Source organism: Plantactinospora sp. KLBMP9567 (genome assembly GCF_033446045.1).
Taxonomy (GTDB): domain Bacteria; phylum Actinomycetota; class Actinomycetes; order Mycobacteriales; family Micromonosporaceae; genus Plantactinospora.
On record NZ_JAWQRR010000023.1, the window covers coordinates 229,903 to 254,449 of the forward strand.

General features: G+C 70.3%; 21 protein-coding genes and 2 pseudogenes. 13 read left to right on the forward strand and 10 right to left on the reverse strand.

Features of this window, described 5'->3' with window-relative positions:
- Positions 1-37: 37 nt before the first annotated feature.
- The 3 genes from R6Y94_RS20260 to R6Y94_RS20270 all read right to left on the reverse strand — a co-directional run bounded on the left by R6Y94_RS20260 (position 38) and on the right by R6Y94_RS20270 (position 1,919).
- Entirely contained in the window at positions 38-430 is a 393-nt protein-coding gene (locus tag R6Y94_RS20260; RefSeq protein WP_318397432.1) for a hypothetical protein, read from the reverse strand.
- The gene (locus tag R6Y94_RS20265; RefSeq protein ID WP_318397433.1) at positions 427-615 is read right to left on the reverse strand and encodes a hypothetical protein; all 189 of its coding nucleotides are present in this window, start codon (positions 613-615) and stop codon (positions 427-429) included. Before R6Y94_RS20265 ends, R6Y94_RS20260 begins: the two co-directional genes overlap by 4 nt.
- A 308-nt stretch (positions 616-923) precedes the next feature.
- Positions 924-1,919, reverse strand: coding sequence for an aldo/keto reductase (locus R6Y94_RS20270; RefSeq protein ID WP_318397434.1), 996 nt, complete (start codon positions 1,917-1,919; stop codon positions 924-926).
- A 57-nt stretch (positions 1,920-1,976) separates the two neighbouring features.
- On the opposite strand from R6Y94_RS20270, the gene R6Y94_RS20275 reads away from it, so the two are divergent.
- On the forward strand, positions 1,977-2,339 hold the full coding sequence (locus tag R6Y94_RS20275; RefSeq protein ID WP_318397435.1) for a MerR family transcriptional regulator: 363 nt from the start codon (positions 1,977-1,979) through the stop codon (positions 2,337-2,339).
- A gap of 34 nt (positions 2,340-2,373) precedes the next feature.
- Here R6Y94_RS20275 and R6Y94_RS20280 read toward each other — a convergent pair whose 3' ends face one another.
- Together R6Y94_RS20280 and R6Y94_RS20285 are read right to left on the reverse strand one after the other, a co-directional pair.
- Positions 2,374-2,739, reverse strand: coding sequence for a GntR family transcriptional regulator (locus R6Y94_RS20280; protein ID WP_318397436.1), 366 nt, complete (start codon positions 2,737-2,739; stop codon positions 2,374-2,376).
- Positions 2,736-3,530: a hypothetical protein gene (locus R6Y94_RS20285; RefSeq protein WP_318397437.1), complete on the reverse strand. Its 795-nt coding sequence runs from the start codon at positions 3,528-3,530 to the stop codon at positions 2,736-2,738. Before R6Y94_RS20285 ends, R6Y94_RS20280 begins: the two co-directional genes overlap by 4 nt.
- 617 nt (positions 3,531-4,147) lie before the next feature.
- Here R6Y94_RS20285 and R6Y94_RS20290 point away from each other — a divergent pair.
- From R6Y94_RS20290 to R6Y94_RS20315, 8 genes and pseudogenes are all read left to right on the forward strand, one after another.
- Complete coding sequence (locus tag R6Y94_RS20290) at positions 4,148-5,107, forward strand: MGMT family protein (protein WP_318397438.1); 960 nt, start codon at positions 4,148-4,150, stop codon at positions 5,105-5,107.
- A gap of 264 nt (positions 5,108-5,371) precedes the next feature.
- The gene (locus R6Y94_RS20295; protein WP_318397439.1) at positions 5,372-5,692 is read left to right on the forward strand and encodes a hypothetical protein; all 321 of its coding nucleotides are present in this window, start codon (positions 5,372-5,374) and stop codon (positions 5,690-5,692) included.
- Positions 5,689-5,766: pseudogene (locus R6Y94_RS45190) on the forward strand (hypothetical protein); the annotation flags it as partial. The gene R6Y94_RS20295 and the pseudogene R6Y94_RS45190, both read left to right, overlap by 4 nt.
- Before the next feature lie 157 nt (positions 5,767-5,923).
- Positions 5,924-6,148: pseudogene (locus R6Y94_RS45195) on the forward strand (UvrD-helicase domain-containing protein); the annotation flags it as partial.
- Positions 6,149-6,212: 64 nt separating this feature from the next.
- Entirely contained in the window at positions 6,213-6,395 is a 183-nt protein-coding gene (locus tag R6Y94_RS20300) for a hypothetical protein (protein WP_318397440.1), read from the forward strand.
- 107 nt (positions 6,396-6,502) lie between these two features.
- Positions 6,503-6,889, forward strand: a complete 387-nt coding sequence (locus R6Y94_RS20305) for a hypothetical protein (RefSeq protein WP_318397441.1) — start codon at positions 6,503-6,505, stop codon at positions 6,887-6,889.
- An 8-nt stretch (positions 6,890-6,897) separates the two neighbouring features.
- Positions 6,898-7,578, forward strand: coding sequence for a hypothetical protein (locus R6Y94_RS20310; protein ID WP_318397442.1), 681 nt, complete (start codon positions 6,898-6,900; stop codon positions 7,576-7,578).
- Positions 7,579-7,639: 61 nt separating this feature from the next.
- Positions 7,640-10,555 (forward strand): AfsR/SARP family transcriptional regulator, encoded by a 2,916-nt coding sequence (locus R6Y94_RS20315; protein WP_318397443.1) that lies wholly within the window; start codon positions 7,640-7,642, stop codon positions 10,553-10,555.
- 354 nt (positions 10,556-10,909) lie between these two features.
- Here the strand turns inward: R6Y94_RS20315 and R6Y94_RS20320 are convergent, their stop codons facing one another.
- A complete protein-coding gene (locus R6Y94_RS20320; protein ID WP_318397444.1) occupies positions 10,910-14,383 on the reverse strand; it encodes a phosphatidylinositol-specific phospholipase C domain-containing protein in 3,474 nt (1,157 codons plus the stop codon).
- Between the two features lie 945 nt (positions 14,384-15,328).
- Positions 15,329-15,865 (reverse strand): hypothetical protein, encoded by a 537-nt coding sequence (locus tag R6Y94_RS20325; protein ID WP_318397445.1) that lies wholly within the window; start codon positions 15,863-15,865, stop codon positions 15,329-15,331.
- A 308-nt stretch (positions 15,866-16,173) separates the two neighbouring features.
- Between R6Y94_RS20325 and R6Y94_RS20330 the strand changes: the two genes are divergently transcribed.
- Together R6Y94_RS20330 and R6Y94_RS20335 are read left to right on the forward strand one after the other, a co-directional pair.
- Positions 16,174-16,617 (forward strand): hypothetical protein, encoded by a 444-nt coding sequence (locus tag R6Y94_RS20330; RefSeq protein ID WP_318397446.1) that lies wholly within the window; start codon positions 16,174-16,176, stop codon positions 16,615-16,617.
- A gap of 240 nt (positions 16,618-16,857) precedes the next feature.
- A complete protein-coding gene (locus R6Y94_RS20335; RefSeq protein WP_318397447.1) occupies positions 16,858-17,820 on the forward strand; it encodes a DUF4261 domain-containing protein in 963 nt (320 codons plus the stop codon).
- Positions 17,821-17,975: 155 nt separating this feature from the next.
- On the opposite strand, the gene R6Y94_RS20340 is transcribed toward R6Y94_RS20335, so the two are convergent.
- Positions 17,976-18,254 carry a hypothetical protein gene (locus R6Y94_RS20340; protein WP_318397448.1) on the reverse strand — a complete coding sequence of 93 codons (279 nt, stop codon included), beginning with the start codon at positions 18,252-18,254 and terminating at the stop codon, positions 17,976-17,978.
- Positions 18,255-18,855: 601 nt separating this feature from the next.
- Positions 18,856-20,094, reverse strand: a complete 1,239-nt coding sequence (locus tag R6Y94_RS20345) for a glycoside hydrolase family 1 protein (protein ID WP_318397449.1) — start codon at positions 20,092-20,094, stop codon at positions 18,856-18,858.
- Between the two features lie 381 nt (positions 20,095-20,475).
- Between R6Y94_RS20345 and R6Y94_RS20350 the strand changes: the two genes are divergently transcribed.
- Positions 20,476-22,179 carry an ABC-F family ATP-binding cassette domain-containing protein gene (locus R6Y94_RS20350; protein WP_318397450.1) on the forward strand — a complete coding sequence of 568 codons (1,704 nt, stop codon included), beginning with the start codon at positions 20,476-20,478 and terminating at the stop codon, positions 22,177-22,179.
- Between the two features lie 168 nt (positions 22,180-22,347).
- Here R6Y94_RS20350 and R6Y94_RS20355 read toward each other — a convergent pair whose 3' ends face one another.
- Positions 22,348-23,928 (reverse strand): PQQ-binding-like beta-propeller repeat protein, encoded by a 1,581-nt coding sequence (locus R6Y94_RS20355; RefSeq protein ID WP_318397451.1) that lies wholly within the window; start codon positions 23,926-23,928, stop codon positions 22,348-22,350.
- A gap of 259 nt (positions 23,929-24,187) precedes the next feature.
- On the opposite strand from R6Y94_RS20355, the gene R6Y94_RS20360 reads away from it, so the two are divergent.
- Complete coding sequence (locus tag R6Y94_RS20360) at positions 24,188-24,481, forward strand: DMT family transporter (protein WP_318397452.1); 294 nt, start codon at positions 24,188-24,190, stop codon at positions 24,479-24,481.
- Positions 24,482-24,547 lie beyond the last annotated feature (66 nt).

The following is a 24,547-nucleotide window of genomic DNA, read 5'->3' on the forward strand; positions in this document are numbered from 1 at the left end:
GGGCGGTGCGCCGCGAGCTGGGGGCGGTTCGTGGAGCTCAGACCTCGACGATCGGCCAGCCGTCGCCGAGCACCTGCCGCAGTTGCTCGGACCGGGACGTGACCACCGCCGCGGCGCTGGTGAGAGCGACGTACGCGGTGTGTCCCGCCCCGAGCCGCCCGGTGTGCCGGGCCATCCCGCCGATCATCGCGTAGTCGTCGGTGTGGAGGGCGGGGGAGACCACGTGTACCGCCGGGTTCTGCCGGAGCATCTGAAGGTAGTCGTACTCGGTATGGTCGAGCAGGCTGTACGCCTCCAGCAGGCAGACCAGCGGTACGGCGACGGTGCCATCGGCGTCCGCCACCTCGACAAGGGTCTCGCCGATGACGTCGACGCCCTGGGCGTAGGCCATCAGGGCCCCGGTGTCGAGCACGTAGTGGGGCCGACTCACTCCGCCGCTCGCCGGTCGAGGTCGGCACGGACCTCGTCGACGGGCCGCTCCAGCAACTGGGCGACCCTGACTATCGCCGCCTCGCGAACCTCCGGGCTCACCTGCGGCACCGCGAGCCGGCCGGCGGTGCGCTTCAGGTCGTACGGGTACTCGCGGTGGCCGGCTGCCCGCAACGCGGCTCGCATGTCGTCGGATTTCCGCCGCCGCCGCAGCGCCCTCGGTGACGGATGCGGAAACCTGACGGGTCGGTAGGGCGGCGAGTTGTTCTGCCACGTCATCGGGGACCGAGATCGTCACACGCCGAGTCATACTCTTGAGCCGATCGGAGTATGAATCATGCGGCCAGCGGGAAGCCCTGCTCGGCGAGTAGTGCGTAGATTGTCCCTTGTAGTGGCGCTGGGCACGATCGGCGGCGATCAGTCGCCGAAGCTGCTCGGCTCGGGAGCCGACGTCGGCGACGCCGAAGTCGCGTCCAGTATGAGCTCCGGCGTCTTTAGCCGGCCGCCGTAACGGTGGTCGTGATCTTATCGATCTGGGCCATGTCGGCCGCAGTCAGCGGTCCGAAGGACATCGCGGCGGCGTTCTCCTCCACCTGCTCCACGGTGCGGAATCCAGGGATCGGCACCGTGGCCGGGCTGCGCGCCCACAGCCAGGCCAGCGCCCCCTGGGCCAGGGTACGGCCGCCGGAGGTGAGCACCTCGCGAATCGCGTCGATCGCCGCGAGCCACTCGGGCGCGCCCGCACCGTCGCGGAAGTAGCGCATCCATGGCAGGGCCTGGCTGCGTACGTCGTCGCCGGGCACCTGCCGCCCGTCGTGGTACTTGCCCGACAGCAGGCCCATCGCCAGCGGGCCACGGTTGATGCTTGCCTGGTTGAACTTCTCGCAGACCGCGAGCACCTCTGCGGAACCGCTGAGCACCGACAGGTCGTGCTGGATCGCCGTACAGCCGGCTCCGGCCTCGGCGAACGCCGCCGCCCGTACGGCGTCGTCCGTGCTCCAGCCGTAGGACCGGATCTTGCCCTCGATGACGAGGTCGTCGAGGACAGCGATCATCTCCAGCGCCCGCGGAACGGGCAGGTCTCCCAGGTGTAGCTGGTAGAGGTCGACGTAGTCGGTCCGCAGCCGGCGCAGCGAACCTTCCAGACAGGTGCGGATGTACTCCAGGCTGTCGTCGTCGCCGATGGCGAGCCGGCGTTCCTCGTCGAAGGTGTAACCCCACTTGGTGGCGATGACCACCTGGTCGCGTACGCCGTGGAAGGCCGAGCCGATGAGTGTCTCGCTGTGCCCGGCGCCGTAACTGCTGGCGGTGTCGAAGAAGGTGATGCCGAGGTCCCGGGCCCGGTGCAGTGCCCGGATCGACTCGTCGTCGTCGCGCGAGCCGCCCCACCCGTACTGGTTCTCGGTGTCGCCGTACGGGCCGCCGATCGCCCAGCAGCCCGCGCCCAGTGCACTGATCTCGATGCCGCTACGGCCAAGAGGTCGCTTCATGCGTCCCACTCTGCTACCTGGAGCGCGCTCCAGGTCAAGGCGGATATCCTCACGTTCGTGAATACCTATCCACCGTCCGTGGCGGCGGAGCGTACCGGGTTCAGCCTCGACACCCTGCGCTACTACGAGCGGATCGGCCTGCTGAGCGAGATCGCTCGTACCTCGGGCGGTCGCCGGGTCTTCACCGAGGACGACCTGGGCTGGCTGGACGTCCTGCGGTGCCTGCGGGACACCGGCATGCCGATCGCCCAGGTGCGCCGGTACGCCGAACTCGCCCGGCAGGGCGAGATCACCCTGGCGGAACGTCTCGCCCTGCTAGAGGAGCACTCCCGGGAGGTCGAGGAGCGGATGGAGCTGCTGCGCCACCAGTACGCCCACCTCCAGGACAAGATCGCCTGGTACCGGGGACAGCTCGACTGACTCATGGTGTCGGTGCCTCAGGGTGTCGCGTGCCTCAGGGTGTCGCGGCCCGGCCGAGTGCCGCCTCGACGATCCGGATCGCCTCGGCGGGGTCGATGCCGACGCTGGTGACGACCGCCGCGTAGTCGTGGGCGGCACGGCGGGCCTGTTCGAGGGCCTGCTCGCCGGCGGCCGAGACGAACGAACCGGCCCGGCCACGGGTCTCGATCAGCCCGGCCTCTTCCAACTCCCGGTAGGCCCGACCGACGGTGTTCACGGCGAGGCTGAGGTCGGCCGCGAGCCGCCGGATCGTCGGCAGTCTCGTGCCGACGGCGAGCGTGCGATCCTGGATCTGTCGCGCGAGCTGGGCCCGGAGCTGCTCGTACGGCGGAGTCGGCGAGCCCGCGTCGATGACGATCATCCGGTGACCATGGCACGCCGGGCCGCCGTCCCGACACCCGTGGCCCGCAAGTGGATCAGGCAGTACGCGATGGCGCCCACCACCACGAGCCCCAGCGAGGCGACGTTCCACCAGCCGAACGATTCTCCGTACAGGAAAATTGCCGGCAGCGTCCAGACCAGGCTGGGGGTGACGAGGGCGCGGGCGTCCTCGACCCGCATGATCACATCGGCGGTGAGCGACGCCTCGTCCTCCGCCACGGCCGGGCTCGCCAGCACGTTGCGCAGTTGCAGCACGATGCCGACGGCGGCGCCGGTGAGACCGATCAGGACGACGGTCGCCCCGCGCCGCAGGCCGGGGTCCGGAACCGCCAGCACGCTCACCGCGAGCAGCAGGGCGGCGGTGAAGCTGGCGACCGTGAAGACGGCGTACGGCCGGCCGAGCACCGCCGACCAGCCGAGCTGGACCGGGTGGGCCACCCGCCGGGACAGTTGCGCGCCGGCCCGCCGGTCGACGTGCCGCACCCACCAGCCGAGCAGCCACTGCGCCACCAGCAGCCCGACCACCAGCGCCACCAGCACCAGCATCGGCAGCCAGGAGGAGGTGACGTCGCTGGTCCGCACCGACACGTGGGTGAGCGCCGCGCCGACGATGAACACGGCCAGCAGCAGGCTGTCGGCGACCTTGACCCGCCGCCGTACCGCCAGCCGCGCCGCGAGCAGCGGGGTCGGCTCGACGTCGGCCAGGCCGTGCCGCTCCAACCACACCCCGGCCAGCCACCGCTTCGGATCCGTCTGAGCTGGCGGTCGCATGCCTTACCTCCGTACGTCGCAAGTTTTGTCTCACTAGCTTGAGTCATAGGATGCGACAATGTCAACCTCGGGACGGGCGCTAGGCATGCTCGCCCGCCGGCTCGGGGGACAGCGCAGCGGTGGCGTCGGACGCATCGATGGGTTCTGGCCGAATTGACGGAGCTCAGCCAGTACGCACACCTACAGGACAAGACCGCCTGATACCGGGGACATCGGCCGGGTCGTCGGCTCGCTGAGCGTGTCGCGTACCCGGTTTGCCGAGGCCGCCGAACGTCTCGCGGGGCTTCCCGAACGGCTCCACGATGCCGAACGGCAGCTCCGGGAGGGCGCCGACCCCCGACTGCAAATCGCGGACGTGACCCGGGACTGGTCCCGGGCGGCCGAACACCTCGGCCTGCTCACCGGGAGCCTGACTGAGGCGGTCGGCGCACGGGCGTCGTACGCCGTCGGGTCACCGGCGCGACCGCCTGACCAGACCCTCCCGGCCGCCACCCGCCCCCCGGTGGCCGGGAGCCGAGTTGGCCCGGGGCGGGTGCCGGGCTCCGGCCGCCGGCCACCCGGGCGGTCGACGGACGACCCCGCCCGCCTCGGCGCCGCTACCTGCGAAGGGACCCGAGATGGCAGTCAAGCTGGCGAAGAGCGGGATCGCCCTGAACCGGGAGATCGCCGACCAGGAGCGCTGGGGACGCCCGGAGATCCACGCCCGCGCGGACGCCCTCGCCGAACGCATCGTCGCCATCTGGCCTGGCCCTACCGGGGAAGCCGTGGACACCAGGTCGGACGTGGCCTGGGACGTGATGAACCGGGCGCTCGCCGAGCTGCCGGCCGGGTCCTGGACCACGTACGGCGACGTCGCCGCCCTCATCGGCAGCCACCCGGTCGCGGTCGGCGCCCGACTAGCCAGCCACCCGGCGCCGAACGCACACCGGGTGCTCCAGGTCGAGGGCACGGTATCGGCCGGCTTCCGCTGGCCCGACCCGAACCGCACCGACGATCCTCGGGACCTGCTCCGCGCCGAGGGTGTGGAGGTCGACCGGTACGGGCGGGCCAGTCAGGAGCAGCGCATCGTCGCCGAGGAACTGGCCCAGTTGATCGGCATGGCGCCGGAAGATCTACCCCGGCCGCGTCCGGGTCGGGATGTCCGGTTCGTTGAGCAGTTGACGGAGCTGCAGAGCCCGGAGGTTGCGGAAGCCGCGATCGCCGTGATCGAGGCGTGGACCAGGCTCGGCGGGACGCTCGGCTTCGGCACGGGTGGCGAAACCTCCTGCTTCCTCCTCGCCCGGGGCAGGGAGCACGAGCTCGGCAACATCTGGTCGGCGGCGATTTACCCGAGTGGCAAGTTCGAGGTGGTGTTCCAGCACCTGAGCGTCCGGACGCCGTTCGACGACATAACCCTGCGGCAGGAGTTCCGGCAGCGGCTTAACAAGGTGCCAGGGGTGGAGATCGCCGCCGCGAAGCTGGCCCTCCGTCCCGGCTTCCCGCTCAAGGTTCTCGTCGACCCCGATACCCGTAACACCCTGATCGAGCAGCTCGGCTGGTTCTACGAACAGGCGCAGCTGGACGGCTCGGACCGCTGAAAGCCCGTCGAGGGGGGGGGGGGGGGGGGGGGCCGCCCCCCCCGCCCCCCCCCCCCCCCCGGGGGGGCCGGCGCCCTACGAACGGGCGCCGGTGGACGGCGCGCACCGCTGAACGCCGGTGGATCGCGGCCGGTAGGGTGTCACCGGCCGCGATCGACTGACCACGGCGGAGGGTTCGCCCGTGCCGCAACTCGCCTTCGCCAACCGCTTCTGGGAGAGCTACGACGTACTCGAAAGCCGGTGAAAGCCGGGGTACGCAAGGCGATGGCGAAGTTTCAGCAGCTCAGCATCGCCGAGTTGCACGCCGACAAGGGCCTGTACCTGGAGTCGGTCAACAACGCCCGGGACGCGCGGATGCGGACCATCCGGATCAACGACTTCTGGCGCGGCGTGGTACTGGCCCCGGACGACGGCACCGACACCTTTCTGCTGCTGAACGTCGTACCGCACGACGAGGCGTACGGCTGGGCGGCGAAGCGCCTCTACACGATCAACAGGGCCACCCCGGGCGCTGGCGGGTGTTCCTACACCCGTCGCAGCGCCGGGTCGCCTACCGCGCCTCGTACAACGGCCCGGCCCAGGTGACCGGCGGACCCGGCACCGGCAAGACGGTGGTGGCGCTGCGCCGGGTCAAGCACCTGCTCACCCGCGCGCCCGACAGCCGGGTGCTGCTCACCACCTACACCACCGCGCTTGCCGGCACGTTGCGGGAGCACCTGGCGCTGCGACCTGGCCGCGTACCAGAAGGCCAGCCGGCGGGGCCGCGGCTCGGCCCTCGGCCCACGGCAGCGGGAACGGGTCTGGCAGGCCATGGAGATGTTCCGGGCCGAGCTGAGCGTGGCCGGCGCCAGCACGCGTTTGCAACTCTTCGCCGAGGCGGCCCGCTTGCTGGGTGCGGCCGACCTCAGCACGCACGGCTTCGAGCATGTCGTGGTAGACGAGGCCCAGGACCTGCACCCCGCGCAGCGGCGGGTGCTGCGCGCGGCCGTGCCCACAGGTCCGAACGAACTTCTCATCACCGGCGACCCCCATCAGCAGATATACGACTCCCGGGTCTCGCTCGGCGCGTTCGGCATCGCCACCGCGTCGCAGCGCCGTGCTCGGGGTGACCGCGAAGGCCGTCCCCTTCGCCAAGGACATCACCCCGGCGGAGGTGGACCGGATCCAGCACGACAGCGACCTGCTCCGGGAGCGTTGCGTGCTCTTCGTCGCCCGCACCCGGGCCCGGGAGGCCCTACACGTCTCATGGAGTGGCGCCGGCAGCCCTTTCCTGCCGGCCCTTGAGTAGCCGGGTGGGCTTACGTGGGGGCGCTCCACTCAGGCCACCGTCCCATCTCGGTTTGACCGATCCTTGACGCCGTTCCGGCACCGTAGCCCACGGAAAGGAGCGTCAAGATGACTCGAAGTAAGAGACGACTCGTCGCGGTCGGTGCTGCGCTCGTCGCCAGCACGGCCGGACTGATCGGCGCCGGCCAGGCCGGAGCGGCCGGTCCGACCCAGGTACCACCCGAGGGCACGGTCTGCACCAGCCAGCTGCGGGCGGATGCCGGTGTGGTGTTCAGCGGCAGCAGCACCGTCAACAGCGGCGGCGGTCCGCTGTGGAGCGTACGGGTGACCGGCACCGCCGCCGGGCCGCAGAGCGAGGTGCTCCGGACCCCGGCCCGGACGCTGCCGCCCACCACCGTCGTCCCACCGGTACCGGGGACATGGTTTTTCCAGGGCTGCCTGCGGAACACCGGGCCACTGACCACCAGCGTCCAACTCCAGCTCAATCCCGTCTAGGAGGGACCGTGTTCACCGCACGAATGCGCAAGGCCGCGATCGCCGGCGCGGTCCTGATCGGCGTCGGGCTCGCCCTGAGTGGGGCGACCGTGGCACAGGCGGCGGCCGGCGGCAGCCTGCCTCCCGGATCCACGGTCTGCACCGAACGCATCCGGTCGACGCAGGGGGTCGCCTTCTACGGCTCCCTCCAGGCACCGGTGACCGGGGTGACCGCGCTGTGGACGGTCTACGCCAGCGCCACCGAAGCCGGTCCGGAGACCACCCTGGTACGGCTGCCGTCCCGGGAGCCGAGCACGACGTACCTGAGCTGGCCGGGCACCTTCTACTACCGGCTCTGCGTCACCAACACCGCCACCGCGATCGGCTTGCTGCGCTTCAACTTCTTCGGCCAGGGCACCGGCGCGGTCGGGGGCTTCGGCCCGGCGACCGCCGTACTCGGTCCCGCCGGCAGCTACTGCGGACTGGAAACGAGTGTGCCGGCGCGGCTGGCCGGCACCTCGACGGCGCCGGTACGCTGGACGGCGGAGGTCGGGAACTTCAACGCCGAGTTCCTCCGTACCGAGCAGTACGGCACCAGTACCGGGATCGACCGGCCGCTGACGCCGGGCGACGACGAGATATTCCAGGTGTGCGTGGCGAACCCAAGCAACTCCACCGCTACCATCTCCTTCGACCTTACCCGGCCATAGATCCATCGTCGACGGTTGAACCCCTCCGCCGGTCCCTGCGTGGCACCTGGCGGAGGTGGCGATGGCCAGGTTCCGCATTCTCGGCCCGCTCGAGATCGACGCCGTGGACGGCCGGCCGGTACCGCTCAGCGCGGCGAAGCCGCGGACCCTGCTCGGGGTACTGCTGCTGCACGCCAATCGCCCGGTGGGCGTCCCCACACTGGTCGACGTGCTGTGGTCCGGCACGCCGCCCCGCACCGCCGCCGGGGCTCTCCGGACGCACCTGTCCACCCTCCGTACCTCGCTGCGTCTCGCCGGGCTGAAGGCGCGGCCGCCGGGCTATCAGCTCGACGTCTCCGCCGACGACCTCGACATGCTCCTCTTCGACCGGCTCGCGGAGCAGGGGCGCCGGGCAGCGGCCGGCGGCGACCTGTCGCGGGCTGCCGACCTGTGGGAGCGGGCGCTTCGGCTCTGGCGCGGCCCAGTACTCGACGGTGTCGACCTTGCCGCCGTCGAGTCCACTCTGGCCGACCTGGCCGAGCGGAGGCTCATGCTGCTCGAACGGTGGGCCCGGGCCCGGCTGGCGCTCAACCAGCACACCGAGGTGCTGCCCGCGCTGGCTGCGGCAACGGCGGAGCAGCCGCTACGTGAGCAGTTGCACGAACTGGTCATGCTCGCGTTCTACCGGGCCGGCCGGCAGGCCGACGCGCTGGAGACGTTCCGCCGGCTGCGCGGGCGCCTGGCCACCGAACTGGGCGTCGAGCCGGGGCCGCCGCTGCAACGCCTGCAACGGCAGATCCTCTCCGCCCACCCGGGGTTGGACCCGCCCCGGCCCGGTGATGGGCTGGCGGTACCCGGTGCCGCCCCGGTGCCCCGGCAACTGCCCCCGGACATCGCGGCGTTCACCGGCCGTCACCGGGAGGTCGCGGCCGCTCACTCCCGGCTCTCCGGCGGCTCCCCGCTGCGGCCGCCCCCGGTCGTGGCGATCAGCGGGGCAGGCGGCGTCGGCAAGTCGGCGCTTGCCGTCCATCTGGCGCACCGGCTGGCGCACTGGTTTCCGGACGGGCAGCTCTACGTCGACCTGCGGGGCGCCACGGCGGGCCTGCGGCCGCTGCCTCCGCTGGAAGTACTGGGCCGGTTCCTGCGCGCCCTCGGTGTGCGGGACACCGACATGACCACCGTGGACGAGGCGAGCGGCACCTTCCGGGCGGCCACGGCGGACCGCCGCGTGCTGGTGGTGCTGGACAACGCCCACGACGCGGACCAGACCCGTCCGCTGCTTCCCGCCGGCCGGCACACCGCCGCGCTCATCACCAGCCGACGAGTGCTGTCGACATTGGACGGTGTCGCACACCTGAGGCTGGACGTGTTGCCTCCGGCCGAGACGATCCAGCTTCTCGGCCGGCTCGCCGGCGCGGACCGGGTCGCCGCCGACCCGTCGGCTGCCGCGCGGATCGCCCGAGCCTGCGGCCAGCTGCCGCTGGCGCTGCGCATCGCCGGTGCCCGGCTGGCAGCCCGGCCGAGCTGGCCGCTGCGCGAGCTGGCTGATCGGCTCTCCGACGTCCGACGCCGCCTCGACGAACTTCGGATCGCCGAGCTGGGTGTGCGGTCGAGCTTCCAGATCGGGTACGAACTCCTGCGCGACAGCCCGGACGTCGGTGACCGGGATGCCTCGCGGGCCTTCCCGGTGCTCGCCAGCGCCGACGCGGCCGACCTGAGCCTGCCGGCGGTTGCCGCTCTGCTGGACCTGGCGGAGCCGGACGCCGAGCCGATCCTGGACCGGCTGGTCGACGCCCAGCTCCTGGCCAGCCCGGCGGTGGGTCGGTACCGGCTGCACGACCTGTTGCGGCTGTTCGGGCGATCTCTTGTGGACCCGCCGGATCCGGTGCCACTGGGCCGCCTGCTGCGCTGGTACTCGGCGACCGCCTGGCAGACTTTCCGGCTGCTGCGGCCAGCGGATTCCCGGCCGGCGACCGCCGGCGAGTGGGCGTCGGGCGGTAGGGGGTTTCCCGACGTCGGGGCCGCGCTCGACTGGCTGGAGGCGGAACGGCCCAACCTGCTCGCCGCCGTACACCAGGTCGCCGAAACCCCGGAGCTGCCCGGGGCCGCCGCCACCAGCCTGGCGCGTGCCCTGTTCGCGTTCTTCCACGTCCGTGGCTATCTCAACGAGTGGGTCGAGGTGAACCTCACGGCGCGGGTGGTCGCGCACCGGGCCAGTGACCTGGTTGCCGAGGCGCACATCTGCCGGGACCTCGGCGCGGCCTTCGAGGTGCGCGGCGACTACCGCGCGGCGCTGGACTGCCTCCGCGACGGTCTGAACAGGTACGTGGCGGCCGGCGACCGGGCCGGTGAGGCGGCCTGCCTGAACGGCCTCGGCACGGTCTACGACAGTCTCGGCCGGCTCGACGAGGCGGCGGCCTGCCTGGAGCGGAGTCTCGCGGTCAGCGAGGAGCTGGGCGACCGGCACAGCGCGGGGATCAGCCTGAACAACCTCGGCGAGGTCTACCGTGGCCGGGGGGAGTACGCGCGCGCCGCCGAGGGTCTGCGCGCGGCCCTGGCCATCTTTCGCGACACCGGCAACATCCGCAGCCAGGCGGCGGTACTCAACAACCTGGGCGAGGTCTTCGACTGCCAGGGTGCGTACCCGGACGCGCTCGCCTGCTACGAGCGGAGTTACGCGCTCTTCCGCCAGCTCGGCGTCTCCGTCGGGCAGGCGACCGTGCTCGCGGCACTCGGCCGGGTGCAGCGGCTGCTCGGCCGGCATGCCGACGCGCTGGACCGGCTGGCGGACGCGCTGGCCATCGCCGACCGGCTGGACGAGCGCCGCAGCGCCGCGATCAGCCTGCGCGAACTCGGCACCACCCGGCACGAGCTGGGCGACCCCGAGGCGGCGCGGGCATGCTGGCAGCAGGCGCTGGCGCTCTTCGAGGCACTCGGAGTCCCCGACGCCGACGAGGTCCGCACCCTACTCGCGGGCGGCTCCGGCTCGTCCCGATAGTGGTGTCCGGGCACGGCCGGGACACCCTGGCCCCGACCGCTGGCCCACATCGGGCGACCCGAGAACGGTCGTCATCTGACAGATGTCTCGCCGGTGCGCGGCGGCGCAGACTTCGGTCGTACCGGAGCGGGTGGAAGCCCGGCACCGGCGACGACGCGAACGGGAGTCTCCCGGCCCGCCGCCACGACCAGCTCGTGGTCCAGGCCGTGGGGACGGCCGCGGCACGCTGAACCGGCCCGGACAGCGGGAGCGAGGGGGGAGAGGAGACCACGAGACGGTCGAGGGGGGACAGCGAGGGGGAGGATCGCCCGCCCGGGCCAGGCCTGGGCGGGCGATCCTGTCGACGGTCCGGACCTAGCTGGCGGGACCGATGAGTTTCCAGGGTTCGTGGTCGGGGTCGGCCCCGGCGCCGGGCGGGTTGCCCTGGGTCCACCACTTGGCCCGCCAGATCCTGCCGTCGTACCTGACGGTCACGTTCTCCACCGACTGCGTCGACGGGTCGTACACCCTGGCGGCGTCCCAGGCCGGTGCCGAGCAGCCGCCGGCCGGCGGGTTCACCTTCGCGGCCCCCCGGTTGTGCTCGGTGACCGGCGCGTACGTCGTACTGCCGAGCTTCACCGTGGTGTTCACCGGTCCGGTGGCCGGGATGTAGTAGATGATCGGCACGTCCAGGCTCTTGCCGGCCGGGATGATCTGGCAGTAGTCCAGAGCCAGGCTCACCCGGTGGAAGTCACCGGCGAGTCCGGTCCGGGCGTTCGGTCCGGTGTGCCCGGCCTGGACCTTCCACCGGCCGCCCTGCTCGCCGGTCTGCCAGTCGCCATCCTTGATCAGCGCGGGTGTGGAGGTCGGCAGGTCGAACGAGATGAGGTTTTCCTTGCCGCCACCGATTGTCACCCCGGTGTTGTTGGTGATCCGGACCGTCGGCGTCAACGGCCAGAGTTTCGCCGTCTCGGTCGGATACTGCACGAGGTCGACGGTGACGTCGATCGCCGAGCCGGGGCGCTGCGCGCTGCTGCCGGCGCTGCGGCTGTTGTCGTACGCGTCGAGGCCCTGCAGCCGCTCGTGCAGCCGGCGGGTCAGGGTGTAGCCCATCACGCACGGGTTCCTGGCGCTGGTGTCAGCCTCGTCCGGGCAGTCGTAGTCGCCGGAGAGTTCCCACATCATCACGCCGCCCGCGCCGCTGCGGTCGACGTAGTCGATGATCTGGTCGAGGCCCTGCATGTCCTGGATGGAGAGGAAGGTCCTCTTCTCCGAGTTCCACAGCCAGGCGGTTCGGGTCACCTCGTCCCAGTGCCGGTCGTAGGTGCCGGTGCGCCGGTCGTCCGGGTCGGTCTCCGGGCTCAGGCCGACCGCGTTGGTGTACCGGGGCGTGACGTCGCGCTCCAGGTTCTTGGCGTGCCACATCGGGTTGACGCCCGCGCCGACCTCCGCGCCGTCGGCGGAGACGTCGTGCCAGATGTTGTCGACCCCGACCGCGCCGTCGCCACAGGGCCGGACCAGGCCGGTGCCGGGCTGGCAGTCCTCGCCGGCCGAACTGCCCCACATGCCGTTTTCGCCGCCGGTGACGTTGCGCCAGCCCCGGGTGTAGTAGGGAATCCCGAGGTTGATCCGTCCGGCCTGCATCGCGCCGCGCAGGTAGTGGAACGCCCAGTCGGTGTTGAAGTAGCCGATCTTCTGGTACTCCGGGGTCTGGTAGAGCTCGGCCAGCTCCGGGTCCCTGCCGTCGTCGTAGAGGGCGGCGTTCGGGCCGACCACCTCGTTCCAGGAGCCGTGGTAGTCGTACGCCATCAGGTTGGTGTAGTCCTGGTAGCGCAGCGCCTTGTGGTTCTCCATGCCGCGCACGAGATAGCCGGAGGCCGACGAGGCGGAGGTCAGTAGGTAGTACCGGCCGTCCGCCGCCGCGGCCCGGTCGAGCCGTTCCCGCAGCGTCTTCATCAGCGCGGTGTACGCCGCCGGCAGCCCCTTGCGGCGCGGCTGTGCGGTCGCCCAGTCGTTCGGGTTGCCGGTGTCGTCCAGCACGGTCGGGTACTCGAAGTCGATGTCGACGCCGTCGAAGTCGTACCGGCGGAGGAATTCGACCACCGAGTCGGCGAAGGTGTTGATTCCGGCCTGGTTGGTGGTGCCGTCGGCGTTGGTGGTCATCGGATAGAAGCCGCGGCTCTCCGCCCAGCCACCCACCGAGACCAGCGTCTTCACCCGGGGATGCAGGTCCTTGTAGGTGCTCAACAGGTTGAAGTGGCCCCGGTACGGCAGGCTCTCGTCCATCTCGGTGCCGGGCCCGTCCCAGGTCATCCCGGTGGCCGGGTTGCCCGGACCGTCCGCACCGACCGAGATCCGGTTTCCCTCGATCCAGGCGAAGGCGTAGTTGATGTGTGTCAACTTGGACCAGGGGATGTTGTTCACCAGATAACGCGGTTTACCGTCCGCACCGGTACGGGTGCCGTTGAAGTAGCCGATCACCCGCCGGTCGCGGTCCTGGCCGAGCCACTCCCGCCCGTCGCCCTGATAGACGTCGCAGTACGGGGCGTTGGTACCGGCGGTCGGGACCATCCCGTCCGGGCGGCACTGCGCGTGGTCACCGGGCACCGCCGGCCGGCTGCCGCCGTCGTCCCCGCCGAGGTGCGCCTCCATCGGGGCGCCGGCACCCAGGTTGGGGTACACCGACGAGCCGGTCGGATTCCTGCCGATGATCTCGTCGATCAGGCCGCCGCCGGGGAAGTCCATCACCACGATCCCGGTGCGGTCCATGGTGGACCGGCCACCGAAGTTGTCGGCACGACCGGGAAAGAACTCCGGGCAGCGGCCGTCGGCGCCGCGCAGGCACTGGATGAGGAACTCGTTGACCCCGGTCGCCGTCGGGGTGCCGCCGGCCACGGTGTAGGGCCGTGCCCCGCCGCCCGAGCCGCTGGTGAGGTTCATGTAGAGGGCGTCGGGCTCGTGGTCGTGATGGGCCTGCTCGCCCCGGTTGGCGTCCCACACCCCGTTGGTCTTCCGGAGATGGGCCCGAACCTTCTCCCACTTCTCGTTGATCGCGCTGATCGTCGGGACATCCCAGTCGTTCTGGACGTAGTTCTCCGAGGATCCACCGGCCGGGTAGAGCTGGCCGATCCCGTAGCCCTCGTAGATCCCGCCGCGCGGGCCGACGAAGCCGAGCAGGACGATCTTCCCGCGTACGGCGCCGAGGGTCGGCGTCGTCGCCTGCACCCTACCGTCGACGGAATCCGCCCAGAACAGGTCCGCCCAGGATTTGCCCTGCCTCGTTTCCTCCTCCTCGCCGGTGTAGTAGCGCCCGGTGAGGTACGAGTCGAAGACCTTCCTCCGCCATTCGGTGCTGTCGTACCCGGCCGCGTCGTAGCAGGTTGTGCCGCCGGAGCCCTCGCACTCCGCCTTCAGGTTCAGCAGAATGGTCTCGGCCGGGTTGGCATCGAGAAAAGTCTCGATCTTCGTCAGTACGTCCGTGAAGTTGGCGTGCTGGTAGTAGACGCCGTGGTGGACGGTGAAGGTCAGACCGGCGTCACCCTTGTCCACCCGGACCCGGATGTCGATCGACCGGATGCCGGCCTCCAGTTGGACGGTCAGGGTCTCCGCGCTGTACCCGTGGCGCTCCTGCGTCTGGGTGATCTCGGTCGAAATGAACTCGCAGTCGTCGCCGTTTCCGCTTGCCGAGTGGCCGCACAGCGCGAGGGTGTCGTGGGTGCCGGGAATCGACAGATCGGCCAGGCTGGCATCGTCCGGTACCCGGGACATCCAGTTCCGGTTGGCCTCCGAGGCGGACTGGATGTCGTTGTAGTAGTCGTTGGCGTACGCCGGAGCGGCCGGTGTCAACACGACCGCCGCGGTCGCGACGAGGGTCAGGACCAGGAACGGGACAGACAGCCTCCGAGCCGATCTACGCCTCCCCACAAGTACCGGCGGGCCGGTTCGAGGATGTGTCTGCATGGTGCGCCTCCGTGCGTGAGCGTTCGCGCTGGCGGTTGCCGGGCGGTCGTGCTCGAAGTGTCGATGCCCCGGAGGTGTGAAGACATCTGTCAGATGACGACGGTCTGTGGGAGTACGCCGAAACACAGCTCACGGCCAGGTCGCTGGCGTCTGCGACCCGGGGCCGGATCGTCCCGATCTTCTTCGCGGTTGTCTCAGGGTTCTTGATCTTTTCGGGTGACGTTACATCCACGACGCTGATCCCGATGTCGTTGAGCGTCGTCGGTGGCGCCTTTCGGCAACTCCACCTACCTGGTCCCGTCGACAAGCGGCTACCTCATTCGACTACGCTCGGTCACCACAGGGCGGAGACGTGCGCGTGGATCGCGGCATGTGCCGACACTGGCCGGCGTGTGGGATGCGGGCTGAGTGAAGCTTGGGTGTGATCGTCATCGAGCGGGTTCGTGTGCGGTGGACGGCTGCGGCGCGTGATGCGCCGGCCGCGATTGCCCGTCGCGGCCTCAACCAGGCGGTGGTTGCCTCGGTCACTGCCGGAATCCGACGTGGTCATCCACGAGGTCCTGGCTGACGAGGCGGTCAACTACGAACGCCATGACGAGGTGCTGGCCGGAGGCGTTGAGCAGGCCGGAGCCACCGGCCTTTGGTTGAGCCGTGACGAGGCGACGTTAACCGTCGACCGGCTACCTGGTTCGGCGGCCTATCCGCGTCCGTATGCGTCGACTCGCCTGTTCGCATTGACTCCGGGACGGCTTGGCCGTTACCGGGCCAACTTCCGGTTCACCGGCGACATCTGCAGCCCGAGCTGGTACTACGAGGATTGGCTGGTGCCGGAGTTCAGCATTCGTCCCTTGCCAGGCGCGCGAACTCGTCGAGGGAGATGCTCTTCTGTACCTCTTCGTTGGTCTCGATGGTGGTGATCAGGACCGATCCGGGTTGCAGGCCGGACAGTTCAGGGAGCCGGAAGGTCACCGAGTGGGAGGTGAAGCGGTTGTTGCTGGTGACTCCCCGCATTCGGAAGGCTGCGCGCGGGCCAGGGGCTGGTTCAGGCGGGAAGCCCGTCAGGCGAACGGTGGCCGGTGAGGTCGCGTCGCGCTGAACGTCGTACCGCCACTCCGGCCAGTTCAAGGACGGCGTCGGCGCGCCGGACGGGGGCGGCGAGGCCAGGTCTTCTGCGGCGCGGAGACGCACAACGTCGGGCGGTTGGTCCGCGCACCAGGCCAGAGCTGCGAGCGGCCGCCCATCAGCGTCCACGGTTAGGCCGGTGATGGCTTTGACTGCGGGCGTGCACGAGGTCAATCCGGTCAGTAGCAGCAGGGCGGCGGTGAGCGAAGCGGTGGTCCGCTGCGCCGTCGTCAGCGCTTGAACGGCCATGCTCCGACGATCGCAGCGTTGCGTTGATCCACGACCACGGTCCGGTCTCAGGTCGATGACGCTCCCGGCTGGGTGGCGGCGCGCACCCGTTCGGTGGCGTGTCAGGAAAAAGGATCGCACCTTCGGAAGGCCGAGCATCGGTAAGCCGCACGTTCGGCGCGTTGTCAAGCCACGTGCCACTTCGGCACTCGCGGTCATCGACCGGCACGGTGTGCCGGCCACCAGGCATGACGGTCCCAGCCGGGGCGGCGCGCGCGGAGCGGCATGTGCGGTTGTCGGCGGTCGTGCCACCGCGCACGATGATCGTCATGGACGCACTTACGGACTTCCTGCTCCAGATGGAGATAGCCACGCTGGAAGAGACACCGTTGTACGCGATCCCAAGGGGCTCCGTCGACCTGGTGACGCCGCCCGTGACACACGGCCCATGGCCAGCGGCTACCTGCGCGGCGGTCCTGAGAATCTGGCACAAGGCGGACTGGATCGGCCTGTACCTTCCGGACTACCCCGCGGAATGGAGGCTTGTCCCCGCAGACTGGTGCACCCGGCTCGTTGATGGCGACACCCTGGCCGAGCCCGATGCCGAGGAACTCCTCGACCACCCAGAACGCTGGCTGCTGCAGCACGCCGATGGGCACGTCGCGCCGTACAAGACAGCAGCGGGTGAGACGACGCCGTGGGAGCAGTGGCATAAGGAGGCACTCGACATGGCAAAGCCGCTGCCGCTCAAGACGCACAACTCGAAGTGCTGACGGCGACATCCCCTACTCATCCGGTAATCGGCACGACCGCGCGCTGGACGCTGCCGTCCTTGGTCACGTCCTGTAGGCCCGGTCTGCGGTATGTACGTGCGCGCGTGGCCGCCAGAAGCGCGCCCGACATAGGCCTTTCGCGTGCAGCTTGCGCATGGGGCCTGTCCTGCGGGCCTGCGGGCGGCCGTAACTGGGCACGTGGCTTCAGCAGCCCGCAGAGGGGGTATTACCCTCCGCTGCATGACTGGCGATCTTGTGTACGGTGTGCGGCTCTTCGTCCCAGGGACTGCGGCGACGATGGCTCAGTGGCAGGGCTCGCTCGGACGTTCCGGTCTGACGCTGGACGGCCAGTCGCTCACATCGGAGACCCTCGGCTTTCGCGCGCAGGTGGAGTGGGTGGAGAACGACGGCTCGTTCAGCCAGGCGTTCGGTCACGGCACGATGTCGGTGGAGGAGCAGTGCGCCGTCGTCGGGGCCGGCAGCGCGCTGATCCTGGATCTACCGGTGTACCTCGGTGCTGCGGCGGGAGAAGTGGCGATGCTGATCTCCGCGCTGGGCGACGCCGGAGCGCTGGGAGTGCGACTCGAGCAGTCGAAGCTGGGCTGGCCCGTCGCACGCTGGATTCGGAGTCTCGAAAGCGGCGACCCGTGGATGCTCTACCGCTGCGCCGTGATGGTGCTGCAGGACCGCGGTGTGTCGCGATCCTGCGGCATGCACGCGTTCGGGTTGCCGGATGCGCAGGTCGAGGCCCCACCGGCCGAGGCCAACCAACTCCTTGGCTCGCTCAACGTGTATCAATTGGCTGAGGACCCGGTGCTGGTCAGCGGCGACACCTTCACACCCGACTTGGATACCCCTCGCCGCCGCTTGGAGCGCTGGCCCGATGACGGGTATCCGCCGGGCCGTGCTTGCCACAACCCCTTTGGTACCTGGCGTCTGGGCGCCGAGGGAGGCGAGGCAGATTCGCGGGGCGAACTTCGACCCGTGTTCATCCCCCCGCTGGTGGCCCTACTCACCGCCGCCGAGGAGAAGGTTGGCCGGGGCCTCCGTCGCGAAGAGGTGGAGCGCCTCACCGGCGAAGGTGTCTGCATGATGATGACCCACGCCGATGCGAAGAACCTCGAACGCAGCCGCGGTTACGCAGACCTCGAGCCCGAACTCGTCTGGAGGCAGTGGCAGGTCCTGCGCGAGTCTCGCGCCTGACATCGCAACGATCCAGCACGCGTACCCGAGTGAGGATGCCGGTCATCTGCTCATCGGCACGGCAGAAACGGGACACCCACGAGTCGGCTACATGCGGTGACGGCCGGGTAGGCGGATGATGCGCGAACTGCGGCAAATCCGCGCACTTGATGACGTCACTCGGCGGGTTCGATACGCAGGACGGCGACAGTATCGCCGATCTTGACGATCTCCAAACTCATGACGTCGTTAATGGTCGCGACGGTTCCCACCTCGCAGCTCATCCCGACACCGCCGCGGCCCTGCGACGACACGCCGCCGCCACCGGAACAGCCCGAAACGCTGTAGCCCGACCCGGTCAGCGGCGCGACCATCTCGACCGCGTCGGCGGCGATCGCCGTAACCTCGATCGGCCCGAGGCCGTACCTTTCCGGCACGGCCACGACATCGCCCACAGCGACCTCGATCTGGCACGTCCCGTCAGCGCACGGCCCGGTCGGTGAAGGCGATGGTGTGGCCGCCTGGGTGGGAGCCGGCGTGCCGTCGGACGCCGATGACTCGGAGCCGGACCCATCCGAAGAATCCGCCGAACACGAGGTGAGGGCAGCGAACACGACAGCGACAACAACGGCGACGACTGCGGTGGACGACGTCCTCCGCATCACGGTAGCCATGGAATCCAGGCTACCCGGCAAGACCGAGTGCGCGGTCATCGGCAGTGACCGGACGGCGCGCGCGCCAGCCGTACACCGCCGCACTCTGTGATCCGTGCCCAGCCGGCCGCCGCGCGTGCTCTGCGGCAGATCCGGATGCCGGGTTGCCCCCAGCGGTCAAAGCTGCCGGAACTGCTGCGAGCCTTCTCAGCATGAACAGTGAAGTCCTGCTCCCCCAGCAGTCGGTTCCCGCCGCCGGCGCCGTGCTCAACCCGTTCGTGATCGTGGACGCCGCCGCCCTCATCACCTTCGTATCCGAGGTCTTCGGCGTCCCGGAGACCGCCGAGGCGAGGACTCCGATGCCCGACGGCAAGCTGATCCATGCTCGCGGGCGGCAGCCGACTCAGTTCAGGCTCCGGCTGGCCGCGATGGCGGCGTACCCGCTCGTGCTCGGTTTCGGGGTACGAGAGAACGTCTTCCTGTCCACCATGTGTAGCCCGAAGCGGAAGGCGTCGTAGCCAGCGGCCCACTCGAAGTTGTCCAGCAGGGTCCAGTGACAGTAGCCGAGCACCGGTACGCCGTCGTCGATCGCGTCGAGCAGGCCGGCCAGCGACGATTCGATGAAAGCCGCCCGAAGGCCGTCGTCGTCGATGCCGATACCGTGTTCGGTCACGAAGACCGGCACGCCGCTGATCTCGTGTGCGTACCGCACGGCGCCTCCGAGCGACTCCGCGTCGATCGCCGAGCCCAACTGGTTGAGGGTAGCCCCCTGTGGCGGCGGCAACAGCCCATCGGCGTCGTAGACCGCGCTCTCGTAGTTCTGAATGCCGATGAAGTCGTCCTCGCGTGCCAGCCTCAGCCAGTGGTCGTACACCTCGGTGCGCTTGCGGTCCCGCAGCGTCGCGTCGTCGCCGGCCACGCGGTCGTCCACGATCGCGATGGACAGGCCCACGGGCAGGTCGGGCCGCTTAGCCTTGAGCGCTGCCCGGCCGACGAGGTGGCCCGCCGTCATGCCATCCCGCATGGCGTCAAGTTCTTCCGGCAGCATGATGTTGCTGACGCGGTAGCGGGGCACGCCCGCGGCGGCGCTTGCCGCCTCCAGCATGGCCCGCTCCAACTCCCGGACGGATGCCGGCAGCTCCGCCCAGGACAGTAGCTGCGGCAGGTTGGGTTCGTTGAGCGTGACGACTGCGGTGACCCGGTCACCGAGGTGGTCCATCACCTTGGCGCAGTATCGGGCGAACAGCTCGGGTGCGGCGGCATCCAGCCAGCCACCACGCTTGGCGAACCAATGGGGACAGGTCATGTGGTTGACGGTCACGACCGGAGCCAGACCGCGCTGCGAGCAGCTGTCGACAATCGCCGCATAGTGATCTAACGCCTCGCTGGAGAAGCTGCCTTCCCGCGGCTCGACCCTGGCCCACTCCACGGAGAACCGGAAGGCGCCCAGTCGCATGGCCTCAACCAGATCGAGGTCCTCCCGCCACAGTGTCCAGCTGTCGCAGGCACGGCCGGAGCGTTCGGCGAAGACCGTCGGCTGAACGTTCTCCAGGAACCAGGTGTCGCTGCTGATGTTGCCCCCCTCGGTCTGGTGACCGGAGGTGGCGACACCGAACAGGAACCTGTCAGGGAAGCGCCTCATGCGGCTAATCATCCCTCGACCGTCCCAAGATCGAACGCACTGATTTCGGCAGTTCCGAACGTCCACCGACACCGAGGTCGGTCACGTGGTGTGACTACTCCGGCTGCGGGGTGGCGGTCACGGTCGGCGGCAGGTCCGGCCCATGGCAGTGAGCGGCATCTCGATGAGCCCGCCGGGGCTGAAGAGGCGTGGCTGCGGTCGCGCCCGGTCGGCTATGGTTGGCGGCATGCATTCCGGCATCGCCGCGATGAAGCCCTGGTCCTGCCGCTGACGGCGGCAGGGTCGACGCGACTTTGAGCTAGCTCTGTTCCGCCGTCCTGGCGTTCCTGCCGGGCGGCGTCTTCGTGCTGCCCGGCTCCACGACGAGCCGAAGAGCAGACAGTGAACAATCTTGACCTGAACTCATCCCCGGAATCGACCACCCTGTCCGATTTCGCCTGGGGCGGCCGGCTGCCGGCCGGTGACCGGGCTCACGTCCGAGCCGACGGCGTACGGGTGGTGCGGGGCGGACGGGCCGTGCTCTCCGAGGTGCGCGTGACCGTCTCCGCCCGTTCCCGCCTCGCCGTCGTCGGCGAGAACGGCCGAGGAAAGACGACGTTGCTGCACGTACTGGCCGGCATGATCGCGCCCGACCAGGGCACGGTGGAACGGACCGGCACGATCGGCGTCGCCCGGCAGTCGCTGGAGGCGCGCGGCGGGGAGACGGTGGGCAGCCTCGTCCTGGGGGCGATGCGGGAGTCCCAGCAAGCCCTGCGGGCGCTCGACGATGCGGCGGGGGCGTTGGCCGAGGGGAGGGCGGGCGCCGATTCGGCGTACGCCGCTGCACTCGACGCGGCCACCCGGCTGGACGCCTGGGATGCGGAGCGTCGCGTTGACGTGGCGTTGGCCGGGCTGGACGCGTGCACCGACCGGGAGCGCCCGCTGTCGACGCTGTCGGTCGGGCAGCGCTACCGGGTACGCCTGGCCTGCCTGTTGGGGGCTCGTTACGACCTGCTGATGCTGGACGAGCCGACCAACCACCTCGACGCCGACAGCCTGGCGTTTCTCACCGCACGGCTTCGCCAGTATCCGGGCGGGGTCGTGGTCGTGACGCACGACCGTGCCCTGCTTCGGGACGTGGCCGTGGAGTTCCTGGATCTCGACCCCGGCCAGGACGGGCGACCGCTCCTCTTCGTCGGCGGCTACGCCGGCTGGCAGGAGGGGCGCCGGCGCGAGCGCGAACGCTGGGAGCGGGACTACGAGGCCCAGCAGGCCGAGCACCAGCGACTGGCCGACGCGGTGAACGAGGCGCGGCAGCGGCTCAGCACCGGCTGGCGCCCGGAGAAGGGTCATGGCAAACACCAGCGCCAGTCCCGCGCCCCTGGTGTCGTCCAAGCGCTCCGGCGCCGGCAGGAGGACCTGGACGCGCACCAGATCACCGTGCCCGAGCCACCGCTGCGGCTGCGCTGGCCCGACCTCGCCACCCGTGCCGGCTCACCCCTGCTGCGCTGTCACGACGTCACCGTGGCCGGACGGCTGCAGCAGAGCGTCACGCTCACCCTCGACGGCGGGGACCGGCTACTGGTGACCGGCCCCAACGGGGCGGGCAAGTCGACCTTGCTCGCGGTACTGGCCAAGGCTCTCGAACCGTCGACCGGCCGGGTCCGCCACCTCGCGGGGGCCCGGGTGGCGTACCTCGGGCAGGAGGTGCCGGCCTGGCCGCCGACCGCGCTCGCCCACCAGCTGTACGACCAGCACGTCGGCCAACTCCAGTCCCGGGGACACCTCGGTGAGAAGGGCCATCTGTCGCTGACCGCGACCAACCTGCTCGACCGGGAAGCCCTCCGCACGCCCGTCGGGCGGATGTCTCAGGGCCAGCAACGCCGGCTGAACCTCGCGCTGCGGCTCGCCGAGCGACCCGACCTGTTGATCCTCGACGAACCCACCAACCACCTGTCGGCGCTCCTGGTAGACGAGCTGACCATCGCCCTGCGGGAGACCGCGGCAGCCGTCGTCGTCGCCACCCACGACCGCCAGATGCTGCACGACCTCGCGGCCTGGCCGGCGTTGCCGCTCACCGCCGGTACCACGGAACCGTCCTGGTGACTCCGGCCGCGGCAGGCTGACCCGGCCCGGACAGCGAGAGCGAGGGGGAGGAGCAGACAGCGGGACCGTCGAGGGGGACAGCGAGGGGGAGGACCGCCCACCCGGACCCGCCCCGTGCGTCCTGCTGTGCGGAGCGGGTCCGGGCCGCGGGTCAGCGGTCGCGACCGATCACGGACTCGTACCGGTGGCGGCGGCCGGCAGGCCGAAGGAGTAGAAGGTGGTGCTGGCGGGGCCGAGCCGCTCGTAGCCGTTGCCCCAGTACAGCTTGCCGTCGACGATGGCCGGACCGGCGTTCGACGCCCCTGCGCCCTGGTACTCCCACAGGACCTCGCCGTCCTCGGCGTCGAGGGCGTACATGTAGCCGTTCAGCGAGCCGTAGTAGACCACGCCGTTCGCGGTCGTCGCCGGGCCGACCGCCAGGCCGCCGTGCGGTTCCGGTACCTGCCAGACGATCTCCCCGGTCGCCACGTCCAGCGCGCCGAACGAGCTGTAGTCGATGGTCTGGCCGTCGGGCAGTTGGTACGGCTCCCGGTCGTTGTTCGTCTCCGCGAAGAAGATCCGCTCGCCGTCGTTGGCGGTGCCCCACTCGATGCCGCCGAGCACCGAGCCCGGCCCCACCGACGCGCTCCAGATGATCTCCCCGGTCAGCGCGTCGAGCATCCAGAACTCGCCGCTCTTCTGGCCGGCACCGACCGCCTTCCGGGGCTGCCCGTCCGGGCCGGGGATGGTGAACAGGTGGGTGCCGTCACTGGTGTCGTGGTCCGGGCCCGGGTTCGGGCAGTTGTTCGGCGGGAAGCCAGGAATGCAGGCGAGGTTCCACTCGTCGAACCGGGGCGGGCCGGTCGACCACTTGATCTCACCCGTGGCCATGTCCATCGCGACGATCGAGTCCTTGGCGTTCCACGGCGGCAGGCACTCCTGGGGGGTACCGCCGTTCTCCTGGCATTCCCGCGCCGTCCCCGGGATCGAGTAGTTCTGCCCGGTGCCGACGTAGACGGTGCCGCTCGCCGGGTCGATGGTCGGGGTGCTGCCCCAGACCGACGCACCGCTGAAGATGTCGCCGCCCGCACCCTGGTCCGGCAGGGTGTGGCTCTTCCACTGGACCACTCCGGTGGCCGCGTCGACCGCCACCAGGCTGCCCCGGAAGGTGCAGCAGTCGTACGCCGGGTCGCCGGCGTTGAGGAACTCCAGCGAGGAGACGCCCTGGTAGAGCACGCCGTCGTGGATGGCCGGCGACGAGGTGAGGATGGCGTCCGGATGGGTGTCCATCCCGGTGTTCCAGCGCAGGTCGCCGGTCTCGGTGTCGATCGCCAGCAGCCGGGCACCGGCCTGGGTGCCGAGGTAGACGGTGTCGCCGGCCACCACCGGAGCGGTCCGGGCGAAGGTGTCGGCGATTCCGGCCAGCTCGGCGACCGAGCGAGACCAGATCACCTCCCCGGTCGCGGCGTCGACCTTCCAGAAGGTGCCGCCCCAGTCCGGGAAGTAGGCGGCGCCGTCGACCACGGCGGGAGTGGCCGAGACATCGCCGTCGGTGGTGACGGTCCAGGCGACCTCAAGGTCGCCGACCGTCGAGGGGGAGAGTAGTTGCTCGTCCGGGTTCGACCGGGTGTTGCGGATGTCGTGGCCCCCCATAGACCACTCAGCGCCGTCCTGGGCGCTCGCCGGTGGTGCGTGGCTGATGGGTACGAGTGCCACCACGCACGCCACGGCCAGCGCGGACGCGGTGGTGATCCGTCGAACGTTGCTCATCGCAGATCCCCTTACGAGTGAGACATATCTATAGAGACATATCTCAATTGCAAGGTCGGCTCAAGGCCGCGGGCACGGTTACTCGGCGCGCCCCCGGTCGGGTCGGCTACGAGTCGCCCTCCCGCGCCTCCGTCCGGGAACGCGTTCCAGGGTCTGTGGTCGCCGAGGCGCTGCTACTGCTCCCGGTCGCCGTCGCGGTGGAGGGACGCCCGCCCACGCTGGACGCCCGGCGCTGGCCGGCTTCGGCTACGTCACGGTGGTGGCCACCGCACTCGCCTTCGCCGCCTGGTTCACCGGACTGCGACACCTGAGCGCCGGCACCGTCGGCCTGATCGGGCTGCTCAACCCGGTGACCGGGGTACTACTCGGCACCGTGGTCGCCGACGAGACCCTCGCACCGCAACAGGTCTGCGGGCTCGTCCTGGTCTTCCTCGGCATCCTGCTCGGGCAGCCGGTCGCGGCACGCGTCGTCGCGCGCCTCCGGGCGGCCCGAGCCGGCCGAGCGGCCCGGGCCGCCCGGCCCGGGGAGCGGACGTCACCCGGCCCGGGCTGACACCCCGGGCCGGACCGCTACCTCGGTAGCACCGGGCGTGCGCCAACCGACCCGCGGAGACCGGCG